Genomic DNA, 15,850 nt, shown 5'->3' with positions numbered 1-15,850 from the left:
GTCACCGGTGCAGGCGGGGGAGTGTGCTGTGGGTCCAGCCGCCCGCCGAGGCAGCCCACCCGCCGGGAACACGCCACGGGTCGACCGTCGCGCCCACTTTGATTGCAGCTCGATAACAACGCGCGATCGGTTCCTCCGCCGATACCTGCCCGCAACAATGAGCCCCTAGGCTTCTGCTCACGTGAGTTGCGTCACCTTTGCGTGGCGCGTGTCGGCTGACCCGCAACACCGCGTAGGGCCGGAGCCACGCTACGAAAGAGGAGGCTGCATGCGTTTCGGACGTACTTCCAGGGCTGTGGGTGTGGCTGCCGCAGCAGCACTCGTGTTGAGTGCCTGCGCTGCCAACACGGGGACCGAGACACCGGAGGAGACCGCCGAGGGCGAGGCGACGGGCGGGAACATCCGCATCGCCGAGGTCAACGGGTTCAGCTCGTTCAACTCGAACAGCTCCGAGGGCAATGTGGATATCAACGGCAGGATCGCCTACGCGACCCACTCCGGCTTCGTCTACATCAACAGCGACCTCGAGGTCGTCGAGAACGAGGACTTCGGCACCATGGAGGTCCTCTCCGAGGATCCGCTGAGCGTCAAGTACACGGTGAACGAGGGTGTCACCTGGTCGGACGGCGAGCCGGTCGACGGCGGAGACCTCCTCCTGCACTGGGCCATCGGCTCCGGCTACTTCAACGACGCCGTCACCGACGAGTCGGGGGAGGTCGTGTCCGGGACCACCTACTTCGACTACGCCGGCGACACCGGCGGCCTCGCACTCACCGCACTCCCGGAGATCGGCGAGGACGGCCGCTCCCTCACGCTCGACTACTCCGAGCCCTTTGCCGACTACCAGGTGGCCTTCGGTCTCATGACCGATGCCGGGATCTCCACCCCCGCGCACGTGCTCGCCGAGAAGGGCGGACTCGCCGACGAGGACGCCCTGATCGAACTCATCAGCACCGAGCCGAAGGGTGATCCCGAGAGCCCGACCGAACGCCCTGAGCTCCAGGCGGTCGCCGACTTCTGGAACACCGGCTTCGACACCAAGTCCCTCCCGGACGATCCCACGCTCTTCCTCTCCAACGGCCCCTTCATCGCCTCGGCCATGACTCCCGACCAGTCCATGACGCTGACCCGCAACCCCGACTACGACTGGGGGCCGATGCCGAAGGTCGACGAGATCACGGTCCGCTACATCGGTGAGGCTCCGGCCCAGGTGCAGGCACTGCAGAACGGGGAGGCGGACATCATCGCGCCACAGGCCTCCGCCGACACGGTCGAGCAGCTCGAGGGCATCGAAGGCGTCTCGATCAATCGCGGCAACGAGCTCTCCTACGACCACCTCGATCTCAACTTCAGCGGCGTCTTCGCCGAGGAGAGCGTGCGCGAGGCCTTCATGAAGACCGTCCCGCGCCAGCAGCTGGTCGACACCATCATCAAGAAGCTGAACCCCGACGCCGAGCCCCTCGACTCGCAGCTCTTCCTGACCGACCAGGCACCGTACGAGGAGTCCGCCGGGAACAACGGGTCGGATGCCTACGCGGAGGTGGACATCGCGGGCGCCAAGGAGCTGCTCGCCGGAGCCACCCCGGAGGTCCGCATCATGTACAACCGTGACAACCCGAACCGCCTGAACTCCTACACCCTCATTGCCGAATCCGCGGCGAAGGCGGGCTTCAAGGTGGTCGACGGCGGCCTCGGTGCCTCCGACTGGGGCGCAGCCCTGGGCAACGGCACCTACGACGCCTCGATCTTCGGCTGGATCAACTCGGGTGTCGGCGTCTCCGGCGTGCCGCAGATCTTCAAGACCGGCAACGGGTCCAACTTCAACGGGTTCTCGAGCCCGGAGGCGGACGCGCTCATGGACGAACTGATCGTGACCACCGATCCGGACCGCCAGGACGAGCTGCAGATCGAGATCGACAAGCTGATCTGGGACTCCAAGTACGGGCTGCCCCTCTTCCAGGTGCCGGGCGTCGACGCCTACAGCGACAACGTGTCGGGCCTCGTCTACATGCCGAACCAGACCGGCGTCTGGTGGAACTTCTGGGACTGGCAGATCGCGCAGTAGGTCCAGCAGACCAAGCGCGCACCAGGCACGTCAGGAGGAAGGCGCCGGGCACTGTCCCGGCGCCTTCCTCCCCCCGGAATCGACAGCGAGGCTGGAAGACCCATGGTGACCTACATCGTCCGCCGTCTGGTGACGGCCGTGCTCATCCTCTTCGGTGCGTCCTACGTGGTCTACCAGCTCACGGCCCTCTCGGGCGACCCGCTCGAGGACCTGAGGGCCAGCAACGCGCCGAACCGGGAGCAGCTGATCCAGGCCCGCACGGAGCTGCTCGATCTCAACACCCCTGCACCGCTGCGGTACTTCGGGTGGCTCGCGGGTGCCGCCAAGTGCCTCGTGCCCTTCGCCGCGACCTGCGACCTCGGCGCGAGCATCCAGGGTGAAGCGGTCACCACGTCCCTGGTCCGCGCCATGGGCAACACGATCACCCTCGTCACCACGGCCACCGTGCTCGCCATCATCATCGGTATCTCCCTGGGCATCATCACGGCGCTCCGCCAGTACAGCGGCCTGGACTACGGCGTGACCTTCATGTCCTTCCTCTTCTTCTCGCTCCCGATCTTCTGGCTCGCCGTCCTGCTCAAGGAGTTCGGGGCCATCGGGTTCAACAACTTCCTCGCCGACCCCCGGATACCGCCGTCCACGATCGTCGTGGTCGCCATCGCGAGCGGACTCATCTGGGCGCTGTTCGCGAGCGCCTCCTGGAGACGGAGGGCCATCGCCTTCGTGATCGGGGCGGCCGTCGCCGCGGCGCTCCTGACCGTCCTCCAGCTCGTCGACTGGTTCTCCGACCCCGGGCTCGGGCCGATCGTCATCCTCGTCACGGGCGTGGGCATCGCCTTCGGGATCGTCCTCCTCACCGCGGGCCTCCGGAACCGCAGGGCCCTGTACGCGTCGCTGATCATGGTCGCGCTCGGCCTCGTCGCCTACTACGTCGTCAACCCGATCCTCAACGCGGCGACCGTCTGGATGATCCTCGCCCTCGCGGTCCTGACCGTGCTCGTGGGCGTCGGCGTCGGTTACGCGATGGGCGGCTACGACCGCGGCCAGAGCATGCGGGCCGCGGCGCTGACCGGCCTGCTCATGGGCCTGCTCGTCGTGGTGGACCGCTTCCTGGTCACCTGGCCCGCCTACGTCAGCAACCCGCGCGTCAGGGGCCGCCCGATCGCGACGGTGGGCGCCGAGACACCGGGACTCGAGGGGACGTTCTGGGTCACCGGCCTCGACACGTTCACGCACCTGCTGCTGCCGACGATCGCCCTGCTGCTGGCGTCGCTCGCCGGCTACAGCCGCTACTCCCGGGCCTCGATGCTGGAGATCATGAACATGGACTTCATCAGGACCGCGCGGGCCAAGGGCCTCAGCGAGCGCACGGTGGTCATGCGGCACGCCTTCCGCAACGCGCTGATCCCGCTCGCCACCCTCGTGGCCTTCGACATCGGGGCGCTCATCGGCGGAGCCATCATCACGGAACAGGTCTTCGCCTTCTCCGGGATGGGACAGCTGTTCGTCCAGGCCCTGCAGCGCACCGACCCCGACCCGATCATGGGCTTCTTCCTCGTGGCAGGCATCCTCGCGCTGGTCTTCAACCTGGTGGCCGACGTCGCGTACTCGTTCCTCGATCCTCGCGTGAGGGTGAAAGCATGAGCACCCAGACCCCCGCCGATGTGCCGGGCCAGGCGGAGGCCGTCCCCGCGCCCGTGCCGCCCGCACCCGAGGCCGAGGCGCCCGGGCTGTCGCAGGGGCAGATCGTCCGCCGGAAGTTCTTCGACAACACCGCGGCCATCATCAGCCTCGTCGTGTTCCTCGTGATCTTCGTCCTCGCCTTCACCTCCGTGGGGTTCGCGGGCATCCCCGGCTGGTGGAAGTACAGCCACACCGAGTTCGTGCCCCTCCTGGGTGACGGCGCCCCGACGGTCACGGGTCCGTTCAGCTGGGGGGAGCATCCGTTCGGCCAGGACTCCATCGGCCGCGACTACTTCGCGATGACCATGCGCGGGGCGCAGAACTCGCTCCTCATCATGTTCATCATCGGAGCGCTCGCCGGCCTGACCGGCGTCGTCATCGGGGCCTGCTCCGGCTACTTCCGCGGCTGGACCGAGGCGGTGCTGATGCGTTTCACCGACATCATCATCATCATCCCCGTGGTCCTCGCCGCGGCCACCCTCGGGGAGTCCGTCAACCGTTTCGTCGGCAGCGGGGCGCAGGTCTGGCTGCTCGGGGTCTTCCTGGGCCTCGTGCTCTGGACCGGCCTGGCGCGCCTCGTCCGCGGCGAGTTCCTGACGCTGCGGGAACGCGAATTCGTGGACGCCGCGAAGATCGCCGGCGCCTCGAACACGCGCATCATCTTCAAGCACATCCTCCCGAACGCGGTGGGCGTCATCATCGTCAACACCACGCTGCTCATGTCCGCCGCCATCCTGCTCGAGACGGCGCTGAGCTACATCGGTTTCGGCGTGAAGGCTCCCGACGTGTCCCTCGGCCTGATCATCAGCCAGAACCAGGAGGCCTTCCAGACACGGCCGTGGCTCTTCTGGTTCCCGGGCCTGTTCATCGTGCTCATCTGCCTGTGCATCAACTTCATCGGCGACGGCCTGCGCGACGCCTTCGACCCGCGGCAGCGGAAGTTCAATGCCGGCCGGGCGAAGGACGCAGAGAAGCCCGCGGCGTGAGCACGTCCCTACGAGCCGAGGCCGGCCGCCGCGGCGCCTGCGGCCAGCACGATGGCGCCGGCGATGAGCGCCCCGTTCCAGGTGCGGTGTGCACGGGCGGGGGAGTCGACGTCGATGGCACCGGCTTCGACGAGGTCCTGCCAGCGCGACCGCACGAGGTAGGCGGCGTACCCCGAATCGGTGTTCTTCAAGTCCCCCGGGCGGATGGACCGGCCGGGACCGTAGCTCGTGGACGGCAGGTCGGTCACGTGCTCGGGCTTGCCGGCATGCGTCCCCCACACGCCGGGAGCGGGGGCTGCCCAGGCGGTGAAGGCGCCCGACGGCGTCACCAGCTTCAGGGCGTACCGGGTGTCCACGTCGATCAGCGCCGACCACGGGACCCTGACGGTCGCGAGCGGGTTGCGCACCGTGACCTCGTCCTCCGCGACGACGACCACGGGGTACCAGAACAGCCACCAGCCCGCATAGGCGACGCCGAGGAGCGGCCAGGCGCGGAGCAGGCCGGCAGGTCCGTCGGTCACCGCGATGGAGACCAGCCCGCCCAGTGCGACGAGCACCGCTGCCCCCGTGAACCAGGCACCGGTCCGTGGCCTGAAGACGGTGGCCCCGGCCACCCTCGCGCTTCCCATGGCTCCATGATCCCAGTACCGCACCCGCGCGCATCCCGTCAGGAGCACACGCGCAGCCGCGCGGCCTCCGCCACGAAGGAGGACCCCTCATGAGCACCCAGGTGATCGGCGGCACGGGCGGCAGCGACGACGGGGACCACGGGGACCACGGGGATCGCGGGGACCACGGGGATCGCGGGGATCACGGCGCGGACGGCCCCGCCCGCCGTGGTCCCGTGCTCGAGGTCCGCGATCTCTGCGTGGACTTCGGCGTGGACAAGCGGTGGGTGCCGGCGGCCATCGACCTGACCTACGAGGTTCACGCCGGTGAGGTGCTGGCGATCGTCGGCGAATCCGGGTCCGGCAAGAGCGCGAGCTCCATGTCGCTGCTGGGGCTGCTGCCCTCGAACAGCCGCGTGAGGGGCGAGGTGCTGCTCAACGGACAGGACGTCCTCACCATGCCCGCCGCGAGGCTGCGGGAGGTGCGCGGCAACGACGTCGCCGTCATCTTCCAGGAGCCCATGACGGCGCTGAACCCCGTCTACACCGTGGGCTTCCAGATCGTCGAGACGCTGCGCCTGCACAACGAGATCTCGCCGGACGAGGCCCGGCAGCGGGCCCTGCGCCTGCTGCAGATGGTCGAGCTGCCGGACCCGGAGAAGGCGTTCAGGTCCTACCCGCACCAGCTCTCGGGCGGGCAGCGGCAGCGCGCGATGATCGCCCAGTCCCTGTCCTGCGACCCGAAGCTCCTGATCGCCGACGAGCCCACGACGGCCCTCGACGTCACCGTGCAGGCCGAGATCCTCGACCTGATGCGCAACCTGCGGAACCAGCTCAACAGTGCGATCGTCCTGATCACGCACGACATGGGCGTGGTGGCGGACCTCGCCGACCGCATCGCCGTCATGCGGAAGGGCCGGATCGTGGAGACCGGCACCGCGGACCAGATCTTCAACCACCCGCAGCACGAGTACACCAGGGCGCTCCTGGCCGCCGTGCCGCACCTCGGGCAGGGTGACGGCAACGACGACGTCGACATCACGGCCGCGCTCGCCGCAGCGACCCACACCGAGCTGCAGACCGTGGACCGTGACGAACTGGAGCGCCGCGAGCGCGACGTGCTCGCGCAGCTCGCGGGGGAGGACCGGACGGCGCCGAGCACCGGAGACCCCGTCCTGGAGCTCGTCGACGTGGCGATCGAGTATCCCAAGCAGGGCCGCGTCCCGGCGTTCCGCGCCGTCGAGGGGGCGAACCTGACCGTGTACCCCGGGCAGGTCATCGGGCTCGTGGGGGAGTCCGGCTCGGGCAAGACGACGATCGGCCGTGCCGCCGTCGGGTTGCTGCCCGTCGCGGAGGGCTCGCTCAGGGTCGTGGGGACGGACATCTCGGGATTCCGGCCCAGCTCCCGCGAGCTCGTGAAGGTCCGCCGTCACATCGGCATGGTGTTCCAGGACCCGTCGTCGTCGCTCAACCCGCGGCTCCCGATCGGCGAGAGCATCGGCGAGCCGATGCTCCTCGCGGGCGAGGCCAAGGGCGCCGCGCTGCAGAAGCGCATCGAGACCCTGCTCGACCAGGTGGAACTGCCCCGCTCCTACCGGAACCGCTACCCACACGAGCTGTCGGGCGGGCAGAAGCAGCGCGTCGGGATCGCACGCGCCCTGTCCCTGAAGCCGAAGCTCATGGTCGCGGACGAGCCGACGTCGGCCCTGGACGTCTCCGTGCAGGCGAGGGTGCTCGAGCTCTTCCAGCACCTGCAGCGCGACCTCGGGTTCGCCTGCCTGTTCGTCACGCACGACCTCGCCGTGGTGGACGTGCTGGCCGACCACATCTGCGTGATGAAGCGCGGGCGCATCGTGGAGCAGGGGCCCCGGGACCAGATCCTGCGGCGCCCCCAGGATCCGTACACGCAGCGCCTGCTGGCCGCGGTCCCGCTGCCGGACCCGGCGCTGCAGCGCGAGCGCCGCGAACTGAGGGCCAAACTCCTCGCCTCCACCGACTGAACGGCCCCGTGGTCCCGCCTGTGGTCCGCCGCTCCTGTACAGTGCTCGGGGATCTTTGCCGACGTTCGTTATGAAAGTGTGATGGAACGGGTCAGGGGGCGCTGGCCTGCGGAAACAGAACCGGGCCGGGTCGAAGCTGAGAGTCCGCTGGGAGCCGTTGTATACATGATGTTCAACGAAGCAACGGAACGGGCATATGATCTTTCGGTGTGAGTTGGCTCTCGCTGTCTGCGGAGCAACTATCCCGGCCACATCAGCGCCGGATCGACCCAATAACTAGGAGGCGGAATGCGTTTCACGCGCACTTCCAAGATGCTCAGCATCGCGGCCCTCGCCGCACTGTCACTCAGCGCATGCGGTGGCGGAAGCTCTGAGTCCGGCACCACCAGCGGCACCACCGGCAGCACGGACGCGGTCATCGTCGTCGATGGCTCCGAGCCCCAGAACCCGCTGATCCCCACCAGCACCAACGAGGTGGGCGGCGGAGCGATCCTCGACCTGATCTTCGCGGGTCTGGTCAGCTACGACGCCGAGGGCAAGCCCCAGAACGAGATGGCCGAGTCCATCGAGACCGAGGACGCCCAGACCTACACGATCACGCTGAAGGAAGGCAAGACCTTCACCAACGGTGATCCCGTGACCTCCAGCTCCTTCGTGGACGCCTGGAACTACGGTGCCGCCGCGAAGAACGCGCAGCTCTCGAGCTACTTCTTCGAGAGCATCGAGGGCTACGACGAGGCCAGCGCCGAGGGCTCCACCGTGGAGACCATGAGCGGCCTCACCGTCGTCGACGACCAGACCTTCACCGTCAAGCTGTCGCAGCCGGAGTCCGACTGGCCGCTGCGCCTGGGCTACAGCGCGTTCTTCCCGCTGCCCGCCGCCGCCCTCGAGGATCCCGCCGCGTTCGGCGAGAACCCGATCGGCAACGGCCCCTACAAGTTCGCCTCCGAGGGTGCCTGGCAGCACAACCAGCAGATCGAACTCGTCCCGAACGACGAGTACGAAGGCCCCCAGGCCGCCCAGAACGCCGGTGTGACGTTCAAGATCTACCAGAACGACACCACGGCCTACCAGGACCTGATCTCGGACAACCTGGACGTCCTCAAGACGATCCCGACGAGCGACATCAAGAACTTCAAGAACGACCTCGGCGAGCGCTCCATCGAGTCGCCGTACGCGGGCAACCAGACCATCGCCATCCCGTACTACCTCCCGAACTGGGACGGCGAGGCCGGCAAGCTCCGCCGCCAGGCACTGTCGATGGCCATCAACCGTGACGAGATCACCGAGGTCATCTTCAACAACGGCCGCACGCCTGCCAAGGACTTCACCGCCCCCGTCCTCGACGGCTACAGCGAGGACCTGCCCGGCAGCGAGAACCTCGAGTACAACCCGGACGAGGCCAAGAAGCTCTGGGCCGAGGCCGAGAAGATCGCGCCCTACGACGAGTCGCAGCCCCTGACCATCGGCTATAACGCCGACAAGGGCGACCACAAGACGTGGGTCGAGGCCGTGGTGAACAACATCAAGAACAACCTCGGCATCGAGATCTCGGGCAAGCCGTACGCCACCTTCAAGGAAGCCCGCACGGAAGCCACGGAGGAGACCCTCTCGGGTGCCCTGCGCGCCGGCTGGCAGGCCGACTACCCGTCGCTGTACAACTTCCTCGGACCCATCTACGCCACCGGCGCCGGGTCCAACGATGCCCGCTACAGCAACCCCGAGTTCGACCAGCAGCTGACCGAAGGACTCGCCGCCAGCTCCGTCGAGGAGGGCAACGAGGCCATGAACCAGGCCCAGGAGCAGCTCCTCGAGGACCTCCCGGCCATCCCGCTGTGGTACCAGGTCGCCCAGGGCGGCTGGAGCAACAACGTGGACAACGTCGAGTTCGGCTGGAACGGTGTTCCGCTCTACTACGCCATCACCGGCAAGTAACCCCTAGCGGTCTCGGGGCCCGCCCGGCACAGGGCGGGCCCCTTTTCCGTGCTCCAACGAAAAGGTTCAACACCTCATGAGCAACCCCTCACTGCGTCCCGTCCGGACGCACGCCGCACCGGGAGGTGCGCACTGATGGTCTGGTACATCGTCCGACGCTTCCTGCAGCTGATCCCCGTCTTCCTCGGCGCCACGCTGCTGGTGTACTTCCTCGTCTTCAGCCTCCCCGGCGATGCCACCGCGGCCATCTGCGGCGAGCGCGGCTGCACGCCCGCCGTCGTCGCGGGCCTCCGCGAGCAGTACAACCTGGACCAGCCCTTCTGGATCCAGTACCTGCTGTACCTCAAGGGCGTGCTGACGTTCGATCTCGGCACCAACTTCTCGGGCCGCCCGATCGCCACGATCATCGCCGAGGTCTTCCCGACCACCGCGAAGCTCGCCATCATGGCCCTGGTCATCGAAGCCGTCTTCGGCATCGTCTTCGGCCTCATCGCGGGCCTGCGCAAGGGCAGGATCTTCGACTCCTCCGTCCTCGTGCTGTCCCTGATCGTCATCGCGGTCCCCATCTTCGTGCTCGGGTTCCTGATGCAGTTCCTCATCGGGGTCAAGCTGCAGTGGACCAATCCGACGGTGAGCGGCGACGCCACCTTCACGGAGCTCCTGCTCCCGGCCGTGGTCCTCGGGCTGGTGTCCTTCGCCTACGTACTGCGCCTGACCCGCACGAGCATCATCGAGAACGTGAACGCGGACTACGTCCGGACGGCGACGGCCAAGGGCCTCAGCCGCAGGCGCGTCGTCGTCGTGCATGTCCTCCGCAACTCGCTGATCCCCGTCGTGACCTTCCTCGGCGCCGACCTCGGCGCCCTCATGGGCGGCGCGATCGTCACCGAAGGCATCTTCAACGTCAACGGGGTCGGCAACACCCTCTACCGCGCCGTGCTCAACGGTGACGGACCGATGGTCGTCTCGATCGTCACGTTCCTGATCCTCATCTTCTGCCTGGCGAACCTGCTGGTGGATCTCCTGTACGCGTGGCTGGACCCAAGGATTCGATATGCCTGAACCGACAACACCCATCGAGGCCGCCGCGACCGTGGCACCCACGCCGGCGGCACGCACCAAGCGGTCCGCCTACCCGATCGAGCACTTCGTCGCCGACCTCGACGAGACGCCGGTACGGGCCACCGACAGCGCGGTGTCCGACGCCGCGCCCCGCAGCCTCTGGGGCGAGGCATGGCGGAGCCTGCGGAAGCAGCCGCTGTTCATCATCAGCGCGATCCTGATCCTCGCGGTCATCTTCGTGGCGCTGTTCCCCGGGCTCTTCACGAACGAGCCGCCGAACGAGAACTGCCTGCTCGAGAACTCCGACGGCGGTCCCGCCCCGGGACACCCGCTCGGCTTCACCGTCCAGGGCTGCGACATCCTCTCCCGCGTGGTGCACGGCACGCAGTCCTCACTGACCGTCGGCCTGTTCGCCACGCTCGGCGTGGTTCTGATCGGCGGCCTCATCGGCGCGCTGGCCGGTTTCTTCGGCGGCTGGATCGACGCCGTGCTCGCCCGCATCGGTGACATCTTCTTCGCGCTCCCGCTGATCCTCGGCGCCATCGTCGTGGTGCAGCTGCCCGTGTTCCAGCAGAACCGGAACGTGTGGACGCTCGTCGTGATCCTCGTGGCCTTCGGCTGGCCGCAGATCGCCCGGATCACGCGTGCCGCGGTGATCGAGGTCCGCAACGCAGACTTCGTGACGGCGGCGCGCTCGCTCGGGGTGTCCCCGCTCGGCGCCCTCGTCAAGCACGTCATCCCGAACGCGCTCGCGCCGGTCATCGTCATCGCGACGATCTCGCTCGGCACGTTCATCGTCGCGGAGTCGACGCTGTCCTTCCTCGGCATCGGCCTGCCGCCCGAGGTCATGTCGTGGGGCAACGACATCTTCTCGGCCAAGCCCTCGCTGCGCAGCAACCCCATGGCGATCTTCTGGCCGGGCCTCGCCCTGTCGATCACCGTTCTGAGCTTCATCATGCTGGGCGACGCCCTGCGTGACGCTCTCGACCCGAAGGCACGCAAACGATGAGCCACAGCACCAGCAACGCACCGGCCGGATCGGGCGGCCGCCGCGCCGCCCGCAACGACACGGCGGCCGCCGCCGCGTCGCACGGCGTCCAGCCGCTGCTCGAGCTCCGCGACCTCGCCATCACCTTCACGACGTCGAACGGCGACGTGCCGGCGGTGCGCAACGCGCACCTGACCGTCATGCCCGGCGAGACCGTCGCGATCGTGGGGGAGTCCGGTTCGGGCAAGTCCACCACCGCCCTCGCCGCCATCGGCCTCCTGCCCGGCAACGGGCGGGTGTCCAACGGCAGCATCATCTTCGACGGCGAGGACATCACCCACGCCTCGGAGAAGCGCATCATCGAGCTCCGCGGCTCCTCGATCGGCATGGTGCCGCAGGACCCGATGTCCAACCTCAACCCGGTGTGGAAGATCGGTTTCCAGGTCAGGGAGACGCTGCGGGCCAACGGCCTGCCGAGCGGTCCCCAGGACGTCGCGAAGGTCCTCTCGGAGGCGGGACTGCCCGACGCCGCCTCGCGCGCCAACCAGTACCCGCACGAGTTCTCCGGCGGCATGCGCCAGCGTGCGCTGATCGCCATCGGGCTGTCCTGCCGCCCGCGCCTGCTCATCGCCGACGAGCCGACGTCGGCCCTGGACGTCACCGTGCAGCGGCAGATCCTCGACCACCTCGACACGATGACAGAGGAGCTCGGCACCGCCGTGCTGCTCATCACGCACGACCTCGGCCTCGCCGCCGAGCGCGCGCACAAGGTGATCGTGATGTACAAGGGGCAGGTCGTCGAGGCCGGCCCGGCGCTCGAGCTCCTCACCAACCCGCGCCACCCCTACACGCAGAAGCTCGTGGCCTCGGCACCGTCCATCGCGTCGCGCCGCATCGAGTCCGCGAAGAAGGCCGGCGTCGAGACCGAGGACCTCCTCGCTCCCGCCGTCGCGAAGGGTCCGTCGCTGGACCGGGTGATCGAGGTCGAGGACCTGACGAAGGTCTTCAAGATCCGCGGCAGCTGGGGCAAGTCCACCGACTTCACCGCCGTGGACAAGGTCTCCTTCTCGATCGCGCGCGGCACCACCACCGCCGTGGTGGGCGAGTCCGGCTCGGGCAAGTCCACCGTGGCGAAGATGGTGCTCGGGCTCGAGGGGGCGACGTCGGGCAGCATCCGGTTCGACGGCGTGGACATCACCACCCTGGGCCGGAAGGAGATGTTCGACTTCCGCCGCCGCGTCCAGCCGATCTTCCAGGATCCGTACGGCTCGCTCGACCCGATGTACAACATCTACCGCACCATCGAGGAGCCGCTCCGTGTCCACGGGGTCGGCGACGCGAAGAGCCGGGAGAAGAAGGTCCGCGAGCTGCTCGACCAGGTGGCCCTGCCGTCCTCGATGATGCAGCGCTTCCCGAACGAGCTCTCGGGCGGCCAGCGCCAGCGCGTCGCCATCGCCCGCGCCCTGGCCCTGGATCCCGAGGTGGTCATCTGCGACGAGGCCGTCTCGGCGCTCGACGTGCTGGTGCAGGCGCAGATCCTGAACCTGCTCGCCGACCTGCAGTCGGACCTCGGCCTGAGCTACCTGTTCATCACGCACGACCTCGCGGTGGTCCGCCAGATCGCCGACCACGTGGCCGTGATGGAGAAGGGCCGGCTCGTGGAGCAGGGCACCACCGACGAGGTCTTCGACAACCCGAAGACCGCCTACACGCAGGCGCTCCTCGCCGCCATCCCCGGGGCCGGGCTCGTCCTGCCTCCCGAGGTGGCATAGCCGCGCGGACACAGGCAGCACCGGCAGTACCGACGGCGGCTCTCCATCCGGAGGGCCGCCGTCGCCGTTCCGTCATCGGGCAGGCCCGCGGCCACCACGCCGCCGCCCCGTCCCGGCCGTCGCGGCTGCGCCCACAGCGGATTCGGGCGCCCATTGACACGGAGCATTAGGTCTGTTTTTGACGTGTCCCCTAGACTGGTAAGAGGGCGTGCAGTGCAGCCGCCGTCAATTTCCCCGCAGTAGATACCGAATTGAGTAATCACGCATGTCTGAAACCACAGGCAACACCGCTGTCCGCAGCGATCTCCGCAACGTAGCCATCGTGGCTCACGTTGACCACGGAAAAACCACCCTGGTCGATGCCATGCTGAAGCAGACCAATTCGTTCGCGGCCCACGGCGACGTGGCCGACCGCGTCATGGACTCGGGTGACCTCGAGCGCGAGAAGGGCATCACCATCCTCGCGAAGAACACCACGGTGTTCTACGACGGTCCGGCCGCCAAGGGCGAGACGATCACCATCAATGTCATCGACACCCCCGGCCACGCCGACTTCGGCGGCGAGGTGGAGCGCGGCCTGTCCATGGTCGACGGCGTCGTGCTGCTCGTCGACGCGTCCGAGGGCCCCCTGCCCCAGACCCGCTTCGTGCTCCGCAAGGCCCTCGCGGCCAAGCTCCCCGTGGTCCTGCTGGTCAACAAGACGGACCGCCCCGACTCCCGCATCGAGGAGGTCGTCAGCGAGTCGATGGATCTCCTCCTCGGTCTCGCGTCCGACCTCGCGGACGAGGTGCCCGACCTCGATCTCGACGCGATCCTCAACGTCCCCGTGGTCTACGCCGCCGCCCGCGCCGGCGCCGCATCGCTCGAGCAGCCCGCGGACGGGACGGTGCCGTCGAACGACAACCTGGAGCCCCTGTTCCAGACGATCATCGACCACATCCCCGCACCCCGCTACAACCCCGAGGGTGTCCTCCAGGCCCACGTCACCAACCTCGACGCCTCGCCGTTCCTGGGCCGCCTCGCGCTGCTGCGCATCTTCAACGGCACCCTGCGCAAGGGCCAGCAGGTCGCCTGGGCCCGCCAGAACGGTGAGCTGAAGACCGTCAAGATCACCGAGCTCCTCGCCACCAAGGCGCTCGACCGCGTGCCCACCGACTCCGCCGGGCCGGGCGAGATCGTCGCCGTCGCCGGCATCGAGGGCATCACCATCGGCGAGACCCTCACCGACGTCGACAACCCGCAGCCGCTGCCGCTCATCACCGTCGACGATCCCGCGATCTCCGTGACCATCGGTATCAACACCTCGCCGCTGGCCGGCAAGGTCAAGGGCGCGAAGGTCACCGCACGCCAGGTCAAGGACCGCCTCGACAAGGAGCTCATCGGCAACGTCTCGCTCCGCGTGCTGCCGACCGCGCGTCCCGACGCGTGGGAGGTCCAGGGCCGCGGCGAGCTCGCGCTGGCCATCCTCGTGGAGCAGATGCGCCGCGAAGGCTTCGAGCTCACCGTCGGCAAGCCCCAGGTGGTCACCAAGACCATCGACGGCAAGATCCACGAGCCGATGGAGCACATGACCATCGACGTGCCCGAGGAGTACCTCGGCGGTGTCACGCAGCTCATGGCCGCCCGCAAGGGACGCATGACCAACATGGCCAACCACGGCACCGGCTGGGTCCGCATGGAGTTCATCGTGCCCGCCCGCGGCCTGATCGGCTTCCGCACCCGCTTCCTCACGGACACGCGCGGCGCCGGTATCGCGGCGTCGATCTCCGAGGGCTACGAGCCCTGGGCCGGTGACATCGAGTACCGCACCAACGGGTCGATGATCGCCGACCGCGCCGGTGTGGTCACCCCGTTCGCGATGATCAACCTGCAGGAACGCGGCTCGTTCTTCGTGCAGCCCACCTCCGAGGTGTACGAGGGCATGATCGTCGGCGAGAACTCCCGCGCGGACGACATGGAGGTCAACATCACGAAGGAGAAGAAGCTCACCAACATGCGTGCCGCTTCCTCGGACACCTTCGAGAACCTGACCCCGCCGCGCAACCTCACCCTCGAGGAGTCGCTCGAGTTCGCCCGCGAGGACGAGTGCGTCGAGGTCACGCCGGAGTCCATCCGCATCCGCAAGGTCATCCTCGACGCCAACGAGCGCATGCGCGCGTCGCGTTCACGCGCCCGCGCCTGACCTGCGGCGCCCGGCACCATGGCACACGACGACGCCGGCTCTTCCCCTGTGGGGGAGGGCCGGCGTTCGGCGTTCCCGGTCGTCCCCGCGGACGCCGCAGGTGAGACCGGTGACACCGGCGACACAGGCACTGCGGTGACGGCGGCCCGGTCACCGGGCCGACCGGCCGCCGTCGTCGCCGCAGCCGCGTCCGGGATCGTCGCGGCCGTCTTCGGCACCGTGCTGCACGGCCAGGTGGTCCACGTGGGTTCGACGGGGCTCCCGGTCGGGGCGGCGGCAGCGCTGGTGCTCGCCGGCAGCCTGTTCCTGCTCTGCGGGCTCTGGGCACGGAGCATCATCATGTCGGCCGTGGCCGGCGCCGTCGCCTACGGTGCCGTGGCGCTGCTCTCGACGTCGTCGAAGACCCTGATCCTCACGGGGACCTCGGACGCCGCCCCCGGGACGGCCCTCGCCGGGAACCTCTGGCTCTTCGGTGTGCTCGTGGTGACGCTGGCAGCCGTCGTGGCCGGCAGCATCCTGCTGCGTCCGGCCCGTCGGTAGGACCCCCGCGGCAGGTACCGCCCCGGGCG

The 15,850-nt window shown here is 68.4% G+C and carries 11 protein-coding genes; 10 read left to right on the top strand and 1 reads right to left on the bottom strand.

The annotated features are described in order from the left end of the window. The first annotated feature begins 268 nt into the window (after positions 1–268). The 3 genes from V6S67_RS12580 to V6S67_RS12570 all read left to right on the top strand — a co-directional run bounded on the left by V6S67_RS12580 (position 269) and on the right by V6S67_RS12570 (position 4,734). Positions 269–2,065, top strand: a complete 1,797-nt coding sequence (locus V6S67_RS12580) for an ABC transporter family substrate-binding protein (RefSeq protein WP_334210563.1) — start codon at positions 269–271, stop codon at positions 2,063–2,065. A gap of 102 nt (positions 2,066–2,167) precedes the next feature. Next, the gene (locus V6S67_RS12575) at positions 2,168–3,709 is read left to right on the top strand and encodes an ABC transporter permease (protein ID WP_334210562.1); all 1,542 of its coding nucleotides are present in this window, start codon (positions 2,168–2,170) and stop codon (positions 3,707–3,709) included. Then, positions 3,706–4,734 (top strand): ABC transporter permease, encoded by a 1,029-nt coding sequence (locus V6S67_RS12570; RefSeq protein ID WP_334210561.1) that lies wholly within the window; start codon positions 3,706–3,708, stop codon positions 4,732–4,734. Before V6S67_RS12575 ends, V6S67_RS12570 begins: the two co-directional genes overlap by 4 nt. An 8-nt stretch (positions 4,735–4,742) precedes the next feature. Here the strand turns inward: V6S67_RS12570 and V6S67_RS12565 are convergent, their stop codons facing one another. Next, positions 4,743–5,363, bottom strand: coding sequence for a PH domain-containing protein (locus V6S67_RS12565; protein WP_334210560.1), 621 nt, complete (start codon positions 5,361–5,363; stop codon positions 4,743–4,745). Between the two features lie 89 nt (positions 5,364–5,452). On the opposite strand from V6S67_RS12565, the gene V6S67_RS12560 reads away from it, so the two are divergent. The 7 genes from V6S67_RS12560 to V6S67_RS12530 all read left to right on the top strand — a co-directional run bounded on the left by V6S67_RS12560 (position 5,453) and on the right by V6S67_RS12530 (position 15,821). Next, positions 5,453–7,342 carry an ABC transporter ATP-binding protein gene (locus V6S67_RS12560; RefSeq protein WP_334210559.1) on the top strand — a complete coding sequence of 630 codons (1,890 nt, stop codon included), beginning with the start codon at positions 5,453–5,455 and terminating at the stop codon, positions 7,340–7,342. 288 nt (positions 7,343–7,630) lie between these two features. Then, positions 7,631–9,277 carry a peptide ABC transporter substrate-binding protein gene (locus V6S67_RS12555; protein ID WP_334210558.1) on the top strand — a complete coding sequence of 549 codons (1,647 nt, stop codon included), beginning with the start codon at positions 7,631–7,633 and terminating at the stop codon, positions 9,275–9,277. Between the two features lie 135 nt (positions 9,278–9,412). Beyond that, positions 9,413–10,339, top strand: coding sequence for an ABC transporter permease (locus tag V6S67_RS12550; RefSeq protein WP_104049511.1), 927 nt, complete (start codon positions 9,413–9,415; stop codon positions 10,337–10,339). Further along, positions 10,332–11,348, top strand: a complete 1,017-nt coding sequence (locus V6S67_RS12545; RefSeq protein ID WP_334210557.1) for an ABC transporter permease — start codon at positions 10,332–10,334, stop codon at positions 11,346–11,348. The genes V6S67_RS12550 and V6S67_RS12545 overlap by 8 nt, the downstream gene beginning before the upstream one ends. After that, positions 11,345–13,099, top strand: coding sequence for an ABC transporter ATP-binding protein (locus V6S67_RS12540; RefSeq protein WP_334210556.1), 1,755 nt, complete (start codon positions 11,345–11,347; stop codon positions 13,097–13,099). The genes V6S67_RS12545 and V6S67_RS12540 overlap by 4 nt, the downstream gene beginning before the upstream one ends. A 265-nt stretch (positions 13,100–13,364) precedes the next feature. After that, the gene (typA, locus tag V6S67_RS12535) at positions 13,365–15,281 is read left to right on the top strand and encodes a translational GTPase TypA (protein ID WP_334210555.1); all 1,917 of its coding nucleotides are present in this window, start codon (positions 13,365–13,367) and stop codon (positions 15,279–15,281) included. Positions 15,282–15,299: 18 nt separating this feature from the next. Further along, a complete protein-coding gene (locus V6S67_RS12530) occupies positions 15,300–15,821 on the top strand; it encodes a hypothetical protein (protein ID WP_334210554.1) in 522 nt (173 codons plus the stop codon). Positions 15,822–15,850 lie beyond the last annotated feature (29 nt).

It is taken from the genome of Arthrobacter sp. Soc17.1.1.1 (assembly GCF_036867195.1).
GTDB lineage: Bacteria > Actinomycetota > Actinomycetes > Actinomycetales > Micrococcaceae > Arthrobacter_D.
This window is presented reverse-complemented; position numbering and strand designations above follow the sequence as displayed.

Bases quoted from the DNA above. Each gene is read 5' to 3' on its own strand.
- V6S67_RS12580 (WP_334210563.1), top strand. From the start codon at position 269: ATGCGTTTCGGACGTACTTCCAGGGCTGTGGGTGTGGCTGCCGCAGCA.
- V6S67_RS12575 (WP_334210562.1), top strand. From the start codon at position 2,168: ATGGTGACCTACATCGTCCGCCGTCTGGTGACGGCCGTGCTCATCCTC.
- V6S67_RS12570 (WP_334210561.1), top strand. From the start codon at position 3,706: ATGAGCACCCAGACCCCCGCCGATGTGCCGGGCCAGGCGGAGGCCGTC.
- V6S67_RS12565 (WP_334210560.1), bottom strand. From the start codon at position 5,363: ATGGGAAGCGCGAGGGTGGCCGGGGCCACCGTCTTCAGGCCACGGACC.
- V6S67_RS12560 (WP_334210559.1), top strand. From the start codon at position 5,453: ATGAGCACCCAGGTGATCGGCGGCACGGGCGGCAGCGACGACGGGGAC.
- V6S67_RS12555 (WP_334210558.1), top strand. From the start codon at position 7,631: ATGCGTTTCACGCGCACTTCCAAGATGCTCAGCATCGCGGCCCTCGCC.
- V6S67_RS12550 (WP_104049511.1), top strand. From the start codon at position 9,413: ATGGTCTGGTACATCGTCCGACGCTTCCTGCAGCTGATCCCCGTCTTC.
- V6S67_RS12545 (WP_334210557.1), top strand. From the start codon at position 10,332: ATGCCTGAACCGACAACACCCATCGAGGCCGCCGCGACCGTGGCACCC.
- V6S67_RS12540 (WP_334210556.1), top strand. From the start codon at position 11,345: ATGAGCCACAGCACCAGCAACGCACCGGCCGGATCGGGCGGCCGCCGC.
- typA (WP_334210555.1), top strand. From the start codon at position 13,365: ATGTCTGAAACCACAGGCAACACCGCTGTCCGCAGCGATCTCCGCAAC.
- V6S67_RS12530 (WP_334210554.1), top strand. From the start codon at position 15,300: ATGGCACACGACGACGCCGGCTCTTCCCCTGTGGGGGAGGGCCGGCGT.